At 44.6% G+C, this 12,941-nt stretch carries 9 protein-coding genes; 2 read left to right on the top strand and 7 right to left on the bottom strand.

The annotated features are described in order from the left end of the window. Positions 1-126: 126 nt before the first annotated feature. The 3 genes from NSQ39_RS18195 to tagD all read right to left on the bottom strand — a co-directional run bounded on the left by NSQ39_RS18195 (position 127) and on the right by tagD (position 4,368). A complete protein-coding gene (locus NSQ39_RS18195) occupies positions 127-2,262 on the bottom strand; it encodes a CDP-glycerol glycerophosphotransferase family protein (protein ID WP_175075799.1) in 2,136 nt (711 codons plus the stop codon). Positions 2,263-2,310: 48 nt separating this feature from the next. Beyond that, positions 2,311-3,852 carry a glycosyltransferase family 2 protein gene (locus NSQ39_RS18200; protein ID WP_046130107.1) on the bottom strand — a complete coding sequence of 514 codons (1,542 nt, stop codon included), beginning with the start codon at positions 3,850-3,852 and terminating at the stop codon, positions 2,311-2,313. Positions 3,853-3,978: 126 nt separating this feature from the next. Then, a complete protein-coding gene (gene tagD, locus NSQ39_RS18205; protein ID WP_023857183.1) occupies positions 3,979-4,368 on the bottom strand; it encodes a glycerol-3-phosphate cytidylyltransferase in 390 nt (129 codons plus the stop codon). Between the two features lie 404 nt (positions 4,369-4,772). Here tagD and NSQ39_RS18210 point away from each other — a divergent pair, with 404 nt between their 5' ends. Together NSQ39_RS18210 and NSQ39_RS18215 are read left to right on the top strand one after the other, a co-directional pair. Then, complete coding sequence (locus NSQ39_RS18210) at positions 4,773-5,552, top strand: WecB/TagA/CpsF family glycosyltransferase (protein WP_046130172.1); 780 nt, start codon at positions 4,773-4,775, stop codon at positions 5,550-5,552. Between the two features lie 19 nt (positions 5,553-5,571). Further along, complete coding sequence (locus tag NSQ39_RS18215) at positions 5,572-6,735, top strand: CDP-glycerol--glycerophosphate glycerophosphotransferase (RefSeq protein WP_046130108.1); 1,164 nt, start codon at positions 5,572-5,574, stop codon at positions 6,733-6,735. Between the two features lie 30 nt (positions 6,736-6,765). Here NSQ39_RS18215 and NSQ39_RS18220 read toward each other — a convergent pair whose 3' ends face one another. The 4 genes from NSQ39_RS18220 to NSQ39_RS18235 all read right to left on the bottom strand — a co-directional run bounded on the left by NSQ39_RS18220 (position 6,766) and on the right by NSQ39_RS18235 (position 12,928). Further along, positions 6,766-9,399 (bottom strand): N-acetylglucosaminidase, encoded by a 2,634-nt coding sequence (locus tag NSQ39_RS18220; protein WP_309245925.1) that lies wholly within the window; start codon positions 9,397-9,399, stop codon positions 6,766-6,768. Positions 9,400-9,525: 126 nt separating this feature from the next. Next, positions 9,526-10,473, bottom strand: coding sequence for a mannose-6-phosphate isomerase, class I (gene manA / locus NSQ39_RS18225; RefSeq protein WP_175075801.1), 948 nt, complete (start codon positions 10,471-10,473; stop codon positions 9,526-9,528). A 143-nt stretch (positions 10,474-10,616) separates the two neighbouring features. Then, positions 10,617-11,063 (bottom strand): anaerobic ribonucleoside-triphosphate reductase activating protein, encoded by a 447-nt coding sequence (gene nrdG, locus NSQ39_RS18230; protein WP_046130110.1) that lies wholly within the window; start codon positions 11,061-11,063, stop codon positions 10,617-10,619. Then, a complete protein-coding gene (locus NSQ39_RS18235; protein ID WP_175075802.1) occupies positions 11,060-12,928 on the bottom strand; it encodes an anaerobic ribonucleoside triphosphate reductase in 1,869 nt (622 codons plus the stop codon). The genes nrdG and NSQ39_RS18235 overlap by 4 nt, the downstream gene beginning before the upstream one ends. Between the last annotated feature and the right edge of the window lie 13 nt (positions 12,929-12,941).

Genomic DNA, 12,941 nt, shown 5'->3' on the forward strand with positions numbered 1-12,941 from the left:
TGGGAACTATAATAACATAATTCTATTTAAAAGTTAAGACCAATTATGGGACAGTTTACAGGGGGGGGAATTACCTAGTTATAGACAAAAGAGCCATCGCAAATGCAACGGCTCTTTTTGTTTCAACTATTCAAAAACCTTCTCCACAACTCGCTCAGACGATTTCCCCGTCTCCAGATAACAGAACTTCTCATAGAAAGGCTCGAATATATCCGGCAGGCGGTAGTCCGGCGATTCCGTTTCCCTGATTTTTTTGATGACTGCGTCCGTCGTTTTGACGAGCGGGCCCGGAGCTTCTTTTTCGAAGTCAAAGTAGAAGCCGCGCAGTTTATCGCGATATGTCTCAATGTCGGGAACAAAGAAAATCATCGGCCGCTTCAAATTTGCAAAATCGAAGAAGACGGAAGAGTAGTCCGTGATCAGCAAATCGGATACCATGTAAAGCTCGCGGATGTCCTCATATGAAGAGAAGTCGTATGCAAACCCTTGGTATGGCTCAAGGTCGAAGTTTTCAGCCACCAAGTAGTGCATCCTGAGGACGATCACATAGTCATCTCCGATTTCCTCCCTCATTTTCGCCAAATCCAAATCAAGGTCAAATTTGTATTTTCCCTTTTTATAAAACTGATCATCCCGCCATGTCGGCGCATAAATGATCACTTTTTTGTCAGCCGGCAGCTTCATTTTTTCTTTTAATGCGCGAACCGTTTCGGCATTGTTGTCCGTATGGAGAAAATCGTTTCTCGGATAGCCGGATTCGATCATCGTTTTATTGAATTGGAATGCACGGGCAAAGATCTCGGTTGAGTATGCGTTCGGCGAGATTAGATAATCCCATTTTGATGCTTCCATCGTGAAATTCTTTTTGTATTTTTCCGTGTTGGTGCCTGGCATATGGACTTCATCCATATCGACGGCAAGACGTTTTAGCGGCGTGCCGTGCCATGTTTGAAGATATGTCGTGTGCTTCGGCTTTGGAATCCATAAAGGCATGCGGCTGTTTACAACCCAATATTCGGCTCTTGCCATGGCAAACAGCCACTTCAGGGTAAACCTTTTGATGTAAGGTATGCCTTTTTCCTCAAAGATATCCGTATAATCCGGATTTACGCTCCAATACATGTCGTAATCCGGTTTGTTCTCTTTCATATATTCGTAAATCGCCCGCGGATTACAGCTGTACTGCTTTCCGGCAAAGCTTTCAAAAATGACGGTCTTCTTTTTGACGGGCAGTTTTGCAGCAAGTCCGAAGGTGAAATAATATGCCTTTTTCACGCCTCTGTCTATTTTCTTCTTCAGTTTATTTTTTCTTCTGCGGAAAAAGGAAACAGCCCTGTTCTTTTTCCCGACGACGAAATAAACAGCCCTTGTTTTAAATGTATAATCATTCATTCTTAAGCGCATCATTCTCTTTTTCTTTTGCGGATAGACATGAAAACGCGCCGGGCCTTTTTCCGTTTCGAGAATCGTAAATTGGCTGTTTTGCGGATTCGCTTTATCTTTCAGCATTAACGCTTTGCTTCGTTTCACGACTTCCTCGTCTGTTTCGGGATCTTTGTCTTTGCCTATAAATTCGATATGAAACTGAAACATGGCAGGCATAACGTTTTCTTCGTAAAGCTTTTTAAGACCGATTCGCACGGTAAAACCGGCATTTTTTTCTTCCTCCAAAGGAAATTGGAAAAGCCTTTTTTCCTCTGAATCCGAGATTTCATTTAACACAAGCCGTCTTTGCTTGACGCCGAATCCTTCACTGTCAAGCAAAAAAGCATATCCCTTAAGCGTCAATTCACCTTCAGGATTTAATTCGACACGCTCAACTTCAGCAACGGCTTTTTTCGTCAGAACCTTCAAAGAAAAGTTTCCTTTTTTGGTCGTATACGGAAGGAAGAAAACTCCTGCTTCATCATCCCGCTTCCAGGAAAGTTCAATCGGTTGAAACTCTGTCTTCATTCTTTTCTTCAGAAGGATGTCAGTCATGTCCTCAGTCATCCGATATGTCGCATAGAAATCAACACACCCCGTCCCTCTGACATGGCTTAAAAGGTCCTCTAAATTGATGACTGTCTTGTATCGCTGTTCTTCCGATCCCCCCACTTTTTCGCAGGGGAACTGCAGCTCTTCCTTTGATTTCCGATTGACTGCCAGCAGACCAATTTCTTCAGCAGGGGCTGAGCTTTCAAAAGAGAAAACGAGGTGGACCTGCCAATCTTTCATTTTTAGATCGATTAAATTGCATTTTATTGCAACTGCATTAACCATAAAATAAGTCTACTCCTCTTTTATCAAATCCAATTAGCAGAACGTTTTTCACTTTATTTTCAAAGAAATATTGCCTTTTACGGTTTTATAAAAAATATACGTTTTTTGATTGATGTCTTTCTCAGATTTAACATCTGTATCCTTTATTAAATTAATTCTTTCATAATCATTATACACAAGATACATGACATATCCACCTGCGCGCAGGTCAGCCAATTGTTGAATGGTCAGCTTCAGGCTGTAGGAACCGTCATCTTCTGCAGTCACGTTGAAATCATGATCAATATTGGCTTTTTCCCTGTGCTGAAACTGTATCCCGTTTATATTGACTCTTTGTTTGCCGTAAGCGGAAAAATTCATGACAAATACATCATCGTTAAATTCGTGGCTGTTTACCTCTGCATACAGCGGTATTTCGATCAGTTTATATGCTTCATCTTTTAAAGGGCCTTCATAGTAAGCTGTATCACCTTTAATGACGATTTTTTTATTAGGCTCCTTTTTCGACCAGCGGAATAATTGTTCGATCTCGTCATACCGTTTTTCTTTCAATAGATCAAAGGCGATTTTATGCATCGGCTTGAAAAACGTTTCGGAAATATCGTATTTTGTTTTCTTTAAGATCCCCAGAATTTCTTTGAACTTTTCATAATACTCTTCTTTGCTTTCGCTCTTTAAGAAGTGGTGCCTGTCAAAAAGACGGGTAATGGCATCGAATTCGACCAGGCGGTTGATAGCCATTTTCTCTATATCTTTGTCCAGTTTTTTACTCAAAACGTATTTCATGACGGCTATGTTTGAGTCTGTTTTTTCTATAATATTTGTCTGTTTCGTCAGTGAACCGTTATTTTCATCCAGCCGGTTCAGATAGTAGACAGGGTCTGTTGTGGTTGAAATTTCACGGCAATTAAATAAAACATCCATGAAAAACTGCTTGTCCTCCGCAAATTTCATTTCAGGAAACCTGATCTTGTTTTCCTTGATAAAATCGAGGCGCATCATTCTAGCGCGCGGGCCAAGATGATAAAAAATGTGCGGAATCGAAAGCGGAGAAACATTCAGTCTTTTCTTCACAGATTCATATTTGCCGATTATTTTTTGACCGCCTGCTTCAACCTGTATGGTTTTCCCTACCGCGTAGTTGACTTGACTCTCTTCTAGTATTTTATATAAACTTAGAATTCCATTCGGGGCAAACCAGTCGTCTGCATCAAGAAACGTGATGTATTTCGCATTTGCCAATTCGATTCCCAGGTTTCTCGGATGGGCCGGCGTTCCGGTATTGGTTTCCAGAAGAACGACCGTGATGTTTCCATAAAGGTCTGCATATTCGTTCAGGATTTCCCTTGAACGATCTGTTGAACAGTCATCAACCAAGATTAAAGATATGCGATGAAAACCGAAATTTTGTCTGATGACCGAGTCTACCGTTTCTTTGAGATACTTTTCCGCATTGTAGACGGGAACGACTACTGCCACTTCTTTTTTCTCTTCTAAAGCATCTCTATTTAATACCTGAAAACCATGTTTTTGAAGAATATCTTCCTCTTTTTCAGTTCGTTTAAAGTTAAATAAACGATTTATATTCATTTATTTTCTCCTCTATCCATAGGAATTTGTGCAATACAAATATAGCTAAACAAGCTCAAAATTACAAGAAGTACTTTTCCTTTTTCAGGAAAAGTACTTCTTGAAAGAACTCTATTTCTCTTTCCATTACAGGCCGGCGATTTCCTCTTTGATCTTTGTCGTCGAAATTCCTTCTGTTCTCGGCAGATAGACGACCTCACAGTGTTCTTTTAAGAAATCAAATTTTCCTTCCCAGTCATCCCCCATGACAAAAACGTCAATATCATGGTCGATGACATCCTGGACTTTCTGATCCCAGCTTTTTTCCGGGATGACTTCATCGACGTAGCGGATGGTTTCCAGGATGAGCTTGCGGTGCTCATAGCTATGATAAGCTTTTTTCTGTTTTTGAAGGTTGAACTCGTCCGTAGAAATCGCTACGACAAGATAATCGCCCAACTGTTTGGCGCGTTCCAATAATTTGATATGTCCCCAATGCAATAAATCGAACGTTCCGTATGTGATGACTTTCTTCATGTTAAATGTACTCTCCTTCCTAATCTATAACGTTCAAAAGCAACTATGATTAACTTTCCGAAATTTCTCTATCCGAAAAACACGTATACTCTTCACTAAAAAAAGACAATTTTTCCGCATGTCTTCACTGATCATTTATTATAGCACATTGCATATTAAACGTTAAGCATTGTAAATAGCAAATGGAATTCCAAATTTTGTTTTAAGATTCATCCCGTTTCGTCTGATGTCTGAAGACAGCGTAAAAAATCTTAATCTGCTGTAAAGATATTGTTAAGCTTTTATGAATCATCTATGTTAAAATATACGTTAGACCGATGGAATTTTTGGGCTGTTTTTTTCTTAGACATTTTCATTTCGTTTAAATATAAATTGGACTTTTATATCGGAAGGAGGAGACGATGTTGCAAACAGAGCGAATTTATAACCTGTCATATGTAAACGCCGATTTATCCGGCTTTTTGCATCATCTTGAGAAGTCATACATTAATCAGCGGGTCGGTGCTTATATCGCCACCGTCAACCCAGAAATCGGATATGCAGCTGCGAAAGACAGCAGCTACTGCGACGTTTTGTCAGCAGCGGATTTTATACTGCCCGACGGCATCGGCGTCGTGATGATGTCAAAGCTGACGAATAACCGGTTAAAATCACGAATTGCGGGATATGATGTGTTTGTCAACCTGCTGAAGATCGCCAACGAAAAACAGAAAAGAATCTTTTTATACGGTGCGAAGAAAGAAGTCAATCAAGCGGTCGTGGACCGCATCTCTTCTGAATACCCGGGCATCAGCATTGTCGGTTATTCAGACGGCTATGCCAAGGACAAAGAAGCGGTGGCCAAACGCATCGCGAAGGCCAAGCCTGACATGGTGTTCGTAGCTCTCGGCTATCCGCATCAGGAAAGGTTTATTTATGAATATAAGCATCTGTTTCCGCAGGCCATTGCAATCGGGCTTGGCGGAAGTTTCGACGTTTTCAGCGGCACGGTAAAACGCGCGCCGAACTTCCTGATTCGCTTGAACCTTGAATGGCTGTACCGGCTTTTGACAAACCCTTCAAGATGGAAACGGATGCTCAATATCCCGAAATATGCTTTTACTGTTCTGAAAGAAGAAAAGGTTCAAAAACAGAGCTACTATCCTGAACAGGTAAAAGAGCGGTCAAAACAAATCGATGCATAGAAAGAGATTAGGCTGAATCATGAATATACGATCTTTGCTCGTCATGTTTTATTCCGGCTTCCTTTCGGTGATCAGCTTTATGCTGGCAAGGGTGAAGCCCCGAAACAGAGCCGTTCTTCTCGTTTCCTTCCAGGATAACGCAAGAGCGCTCCTAAATGAATATGAGGACTCAGGCTGTCCGTTTGAATTGGAAGTGCTGTATACCCGGCATGCGGTTTCTCTTGCTAATGAATACCCGTCTGTTTCATCATGCGTCATAAATGAAAAAAATCCTTTTCATTTGATGCGGGCCGTTTACAGCATGTTCAAAAGCAAATGCGTGATTACGGATAATTATTTTTTGCTGACGAGCGTGCTTTGCAAACGGCCGCAGACGAAGTGCATCCAGATTTGGCATGCAAACGGCGCGCTGAAGAAGTTCGGCCTTGAGGATATCGGAAACCGCCGCAGAACGCCCGCAGATATGAAGAGGTTTAAAAAAGTATACGCCTCATTTGACTATATCGCTGTCGGATCGGAGAAGATGGCAGACATTTTCAGGCGCTCATTCGGTGTAAAGGATGAGCAGATATTGCGGACAGGCGTTCCCCTGACTGATCAGTATTTTAAAATTGAGACACGCCCTTTGGAAACTTCGGGCCAAAAGGTCATCCTTTATGCGCCGACATACAGAGACTATAATATGACAAGCGTAAAACTCCCTTTCTCAAAAGAGCACCTCTCTGAAGAATTAAAGGGAGAATTTTTGCTTTGGGTCAAGCTGCACCCGGCTGTCCGCGAACATGTAGGGCTTGAGGAATATGAAGGCATGATCAAGGACGTTTCAGACCTTCCGTTAAAGGATCTTCTGCATGCAAGCGACGTGCTGATATCGGATTATTCCTCGATCCCTTTCGAATACGCCCTGCTGGATAAACCGATGCTTTTTTATACGTATGATTTAAAGGAGTATGATGAAAAGCGGGGACTGATTGATGACTATGAAGCGGTGATCCCTGGGAAAGCCTGCATCACCCGCGGCATGCTTCTTGAGGAATTAAAGAACCTTCACCATGCGCATGAAGAGGTTAAACGGTTTTCAAATGAGTGGAATGAGTATTCAAAAGGCGATGCCAGCAGGAAGCTGCTCGAGTTTATCGAACAACATATGCTTGAAGGAAAAAAAAGACCGGCCTGTTCCTAATGGAGCAGGACCGGTCTTTTTTGTGCCAGCCTATCGATAAACCGGCACATCATAATACAGCGTATAATCATCAAGCAATGTATAAAGACTGTACATCCTGCTGACCTGCTTGGAAGCCCAGCCGACGTCTGTCGCATATTGATGCAGGGCGTTCGGAGACCATCTCATTTTATAGAGCGTATCCTGCTTGTAGGCCGGATTGTGGATGTACGTTTGGCCGATGAATTTGGCTCCGCCGATAATGGCGGCTTCCGGGGTGAACCAGCCTTGTTCATAGGCGTATTTTGAGCCGTAGTAGAGCGGGTTGCTGTCATACGCCCCGACGCCGTACATATTGTAGACCTTCTTGCCGTTGAATGTCGTTCCTTTTGCCAATTGTGAGGTGCCGTTCCCTGTTTCAAGGAGGGAGTGCGAGATGAGATACAGTTCGTTGATGCTGTATGCTCTCGCGGCATCGATGAATGCCTGGCCCTTTCCGGCTAAAATCCCTTTATTATAAAGGATTTTGGCATTGACTTCTGCAGCGTTCAAACCGGCTGTTTTCGACAGCTTTAAAAATTGGAAGTATGCCGAGCTGTCTTGTGTGAAATTGTCCGGATTGACGTATTTCTCGACTTCTTCCCTGCTGGCGTTTCTCCAGTTCATCCGGATTTTCCCCCAGCCGTTTTCTTGTGAGATGATGTTGACCTTATCGCCTTTTTCAAGCTGGCCGATGATATTTCCGCTTGTGACGCGGGGGGTTGATCTGACATTGAGAACATCCGCAGTTACGGTTTGGTTTGCGGTATTGATGTATGTTAATGAAACATATGCCGCGGCATCCGTTTGCGGGCTGACTTTCATCTGTTTATCAATCATCTGGCTCAGCGTGATTCCGTAATCGGTCGTCATCATTTGCGGACCGTCTTTGATTTTTACGATATTTGCCGTCCAGCCGTAATTCTTTTTGAGTACGCCGGCGGCAGCTTCTGCCCGGTCTTTGCCCGTGAATTGTTCGTTAATGACTACATTGTACAGGCTTGTCGTTTTCGTGCTGTAAGAGGCGCTGACAGCGTTCTTTTTGAAAAAATTCATGCCTTTGTCAAGGCTTGATTTGCTCGTGATCCGGCTTGCAGTGATCTTGTACTGTCTGTAGCCGTATTTCCCTGTTTGCCGGATGGTGCCCGCAATGTTTTTCTTGCTGTAAAACTTGAGGGCCTGGTTCAGCTTGTCCTGGCCGATGACCGCTTCTGACATCAGCTTGTATTGGCTGTAGACCTGTCCTGTTTTTTCCGAAACTGCTTTAATGCCGTTCGTTTGGAAAAAGCGGAGCGCTTTTGCTATTTTTTCTTGTTCGAATACGGCTTCAGATGTCAGTCTGTATTGGCTGTAGATTTTCTTTCCCGTCTGAACTGCTGTTCCCGGAGCGCCGTTTTTGCTAAAGAAATCAAGCCCTTTTTTCATTTGGCTTTGCGAGGCTGTTTCGGATGAGACGATCCGGTAGCGGCTCGTCGTTTTCGTGCCGCTCTTTTGAACAGAGGCCTGCACCTTTTTTCCCTTAAAGAAATTGACGCCTGCGGCTGCTTTGCTTTGTGCTGCAACCTGGGATGAGACGATCCGGAAAGCCGCTTGCTTTGTTCCCGCTTTTGAGGATGTGTAGCGCCACGTTTTCTTTTTGAAAAAAGCTTTTATTTTGTTGAGCTGCTGGCCGTTCACGTTTTTCATAGTGACGACCCAGTAGCTCGTTTTTTTCACCCGTTCAATGCTTGAGGAAACGCCTGTGCCGTTTTTAATCTGTGCGGCAGCATTTTTAGCGCTTTTTTCACCGTTGAAATATCCTGAAACTGCATTGTACAGCTGCTCAGGCCTGCCGGCTGCTTCGTAGGAACCTTTGATTTTCACCTGTTGTTCAAACTGCTTCAGCAGGTTTTTGGCGTTTGCTTCGCCCTGTATGGCGCCTGTTACGACTTTATATTGAACTTCCTGTTTTTTAACAGTCTCAAGCGATCCTTTCAGAGCGGTCTGTTTTCCAAATTGCGACAGCAGTGTTTTCGCTTTGCTTTCCCCGCTTATTTCACCGGAAGTCAGCTTTACCACGTTTTGTCCCGTTCCGTACGGGACGTATGTCCCCTTTAGTCCTGTCTCTTTTTCAAAACGCGGCAACAGGGACTTTGTTTGGCTTTCGCCTTTGACCGGATCAGACACGATCTTGACGTAAGGCGTTTGTTTCCCGGATGATGCATAGGATGCGTTCAGACCGGTTTCTTTTTCAAATTGGAGAGCGAGCTCCTTCGCTTTTGTTTCTCCGGAAAATTCCTTGGATACGGCTTGTACAAAAGGTTCCTGCTTTCCAACAGGTGCGTATGCCCCTTTCAGGCCTGTTGCTTTCCCGAATTGAAGAAGCAGGTCTTTCGTTTTGGCTTCTCCTTCGATGCCGCCCGTTGCCAGTTCATATGTCGTGCCGTTTTTTCCTGATTCTTTTGTACCGGCTTTCCACCCCGTATCTTTTGTTAGTTTTTCGGCTGCTTTTACGGCCTCGGTTTTACTGCTGAACTCTTTAGGTGTTTCAATTTTGTATACGGAAGTATCCGTATATGCTGCACATGCAGGATTTACTGTAAATCCCGCCTGGACGATCAGCAGACCGGCAGCGAAAAAAGCGGCTTTCTTGATGTTTTTGTTCACGTATCCTTTCCCCCTACCCGAGACTCTTAATATATGAAACTCGCTTTCTTTTTTTATCGTCATCCCGAAACGATTTTTTCACAATAAAAAAAGCTTAGGCTCCTTTTTAGGCAGCCTAAGCTTTTTCTAAATGTGTGAAACGATCAATTCGCACGATCCGTCTACGGTAAAATCGTTCGTCTCAGCCGGCAGGATAAAGTTTGTTCCTTTCTTTATACGGTACGCTTCGCCGTCCTGAATCAGTTCAGCATCTCCTTTAATGACGCTGCACAGCAGGAAAGGATGATCCTGCGTCAGTTCGGCGCATCCGTCAATCTCCCATTTGTACACTGAAAAATACTCCGCTTCCACAAACGTTTTAATCGTGATTCCTTTTTGGGTTTCCGTCGACTCGTCGGTATACCCGTCAACGTGCGGCACGGTTGTGACATCGATCGCCTGTGCAAGATGGAGTTCGCTCTTTTCTCCGTTTCGGTCTGTCCGGTCATCATCATAGACGCGGTACGCCGCTTCGGAGTTTTGCCCGATTTCAAGCGCAAGCGTGCCTTCGCAAAGGGCATGGATCGTTCCGCTCGGCACGTAATAAAAATCGCCCGGTTTGATTTTGATCCGTTTCAGGCAGGTTTCCCAATCGCCGCTGTGAAACATCGTGACAAGCTCCGTCCGGGTTCTCGCGGTGTGACCGTATACTATCTCGGCATTCTCTTTGCATTCGATGATATACCAGCATTTCGCCTTTCCCGGTTCATCGTCATGTTCTGCTGCATCATGATCATCGGGATGAACCTGCACCGGCATGTTTTTACTGGCATCAAGAATTTTTGTCAGCAGCGGAAAACGGTCGCCTTCCGTTCCGCCGAACAGTTCGCGGTGCTCGTCCCAAAGCTGGGCGAGCGTTTTTCCTTGATAAGGCCCGGAGGCCGCTACATTCGCTCTGCCCGGTCGGGCGGATACGGCCCAGCATTCACCTGTTAGATCAGAAGGGATGTCATAGCCGAAATGCTCCCTTAAACATGTCCCTCCCCATATCCTTTCTGTGAATTCAGGCTGTAAAAATATCGGTGATTGCGTCATGCAGCCTTCTCCTCCCTTTGTCGTCTCTAATCGCTAAAAATAAAACGCTTTCTTTTTTGTCTTACCCCTTTTCATATTCATTATGACGCTATTATAAAAGAAGTCAATCCCGGACTTATTCCAAAAGCCCGGGATTTTCTGCTTCATGACAGTTTGATGATTCTTTGATTTGAACTGCCTCTGTAGAGCAATGTCAAATCTCTCTTTTTGATCTCGAACGGCCCGTCCACCAGCACATCGCAATATTCCAAAAGGGCGCTGTGTTTGTCATTGTTTAAAATCTGTTCGTACGTGTAGCCGCTGTACAGCCAAATATCTTTTTCAGAGTTCCGTTTAATTTTCTTGGATAATTCGATCAGCTCGGCTGTGTGCAAGAGCGGTTCTCCGCCGGAATAGGTCACGTTTGTCAAAGGGTTGGTCATAATTTCCTCAAATACTTCGTCAATGGTCATGTCAAATCCGTTGTTGATATTCCAGCTTTGTTTATTATGGCAGCCTTCACACATGTGCGGGCACCCCGCCAAAAATACAACGGTTCTTAAACCTTCTCCGTCTACGATGCTGTCATGGATAATGTTCATCACTTTCATTGGTGCTTCACTCTGTCCTTTTCTTCTTGTCTTTTAGCCGAATTCCATTTTGACATATCTCCGACCAAATAGCCGGTAATCCGTCTGATTCTCTCAATTAAAGATTCATCGCTGTTTTTGCATTGCGGGCATTCATTGTCAATGATGCCGGTGAACCCGCACGCTTTGCAGTGGTCGACCGGATGGTTGATGGAAGCGTAGCCCATGCCTTCCCGGCGCATCGCACCTACGATCGTATCCATCGCCTGAACGTTTTTCTTCGGATCTCCGTCGAGTTCGATATAGCTGATGTGCCCGCCGTTGCACATCATGTGGAAAGGCGCTTCTTTTCTGATCTTTTCGATCGCCGTCAGTTTGTAGTGAACGGGAATATGAAACGAGTTGGTGTAGTACACCCGGTCTGTTACATTTTTGATGGATCCGAATTGGATTCTGTCTTTTTTGACGAATTTTCCTGACAGCCCTTCGGCAGGGGTCGCGATCAGCGAAAAGTTAAGCTTGTGCTTCTCCGTTGCTTCATCAGCCTTGTCTCTCATAAATTGGACAATTCTTTTGCCTAATTCGAACGCTTCATCGCTCTCTCCGTGATGTTTGCCCGTCAAGGCGGTCAAAGCCTCAGCCAGTCCGATAAATCCGATGCTGAGCGTCCCGTGCTTGAGGACGTCTTCAAGCGTGTCATCAGGCTCCAGCCTTTCGCTTTCATGCCAGATGCCTTGTGAATACAGAAATTTAAAATCGTGTGCTCGTTTTTTGCATTGAAAAGCGTACCTCTCCAGCAATTGCTTAATGGTTAAATCGAGATAGCGGCTCAAGCGTTCGAAAAACTGCTCGACGCTTTCACTCAGCAGGGCAATTTTCACAATGTTGATTGAGGTAAAAGACAGATTTCCCCGTCCGATGCTGTTTTCTTTCCCATTGATGTTGGACATGACGCGGGTTCTGCATCCCATATAGGCAATTTCGCTTTCAGGCGTTCCGTCATAAAACGGTTCGTTCACTGGAGAATCGATAAAGCTGAAGTTTGGAAACAGCCGTTCGGCGCTCGTTTCCAAAGCCAGCCGGTACAAATCGTAGTTTTGATCTGTCTCGTGAACATTGATTCCTTCTTTCATCTTGAAAATTTGAATCGGAAAAATAGGCGTCTCACCCTTGCCGAGTCCGGCTTTTGTCGCCTTAAGAATGTTCTTGATCAGCATGCGGCCTTCCTTTGATGTGTCAGTTCCGTAATTAATCGAAACGAAAGGAACTTGTCCGCCCCCTCTCGAATGCATGCTGTTGGCATTATGTATGAACGCTTCACAGGCCTGGTATGTGGCATTGTCCGTTTCCTGCCAGGCGATTGCCGTGATCTCCTCTTCGGTTAATGCTGCCGGATACCCTTTGAGCCTGTTTACGTGCTTTTCAAACGTTTTGCGGACGTAAGGCGCCAAGTCATAGTCAAACATCGGAAACGACTGGCCGCCATGCTGCATATTTTGGTTGGATTGAAAAATAATCGAAGCCAAAGACAGCGCGCTCATGATGTCTTTCGGTTCCCTGAGCGAGCCGTGGCCCGTATGAAATCCGCCGTTCAGCAGCTGCCCCAAAGGGATCTGGCAGCAGGTCGTCGTTCCGCTGGCCATAAAATCCAAATCGTGCGGATACAGAAAATTGTCATCGACTGCTTCTTTAATTTCCGGCGACATCAAATAATGAAGCGCATAGTGCCTTGCGCTCTCTGACGCAAACCGGCTCATCTGCCCCATCGGCGAGCGGCCGTCGACATTTGCGTTTTCCTGCATAATATCGTGGTCTCCATAGCCTACAATGTCATGAAACGTTTCCGTTAATTGCACTAACCCTTGCTCTTTATCGCCAGGTGTCATCGTTCCCTCTCCT

This window comes from Bacillus sp. FSL W8-0848 (genome assembly GCF_038007805.1).
Lineage (GTDB): Bacteria > Bacillota > Bacilli > Bacillales > Bacillaceae > Bacillus > Bacillus glycinifermentans.

What these genes read in the sequence shown, in the direction of transcription:
- NSQ39_RS18195 (WP_175075799.1), bottom strand. Translation starts at nt 2,262, where the DNA reads ATGGTTAATGCAGTTGCAATAAAATGCAATTTAATCGATCTAAAAATG.
- NSQ39_RS18200 (WP_046130107.1), bottom strand. Translation starts at nt 3,852, where the DNA reads ATGAATATAAATCGTTTATTTAACTTTAAACGAACTGAAAAAGAGGAA.
- tagD (WP_023857183.1), bottom strand. Translation starts at nt 4,368, where the DNA reads ATGAAGAAAGTCATCACATACGGAACGTTCGATTTATTGCATTGGGGA.
- NSQ39_RS18215 (WP_046130108.1), top strand. Translation starts at nt 5,572, where the DNA reads ATGAATATACGATCTTTGCTCGTCATGTTTTATTCCGGCTTCCTTTCG.
- manA (WP_175075801.1), bottom strand. Translation starts at nt 10,473, where the DNA reads ATGACGCAATCACCGATATTTTTACAGCCTGAATTCACAGAAAGGATA.
- nrdG (WP_046130110.1), bottom strand. Translation starts at nt 11,063, where the DNA reads ATGAAAGTGATGAACATTATCCATGACAGCATCGTAGACGGAGAAGGT.
- NSQ39_RS18235 (WP_175075802.1), bottom strand. Translation starts at nt 12,928, where the DNA reads ATGACACCTGGCGATAAAGAGCAAGGGTTAGTGCAATTAACGGAAACG.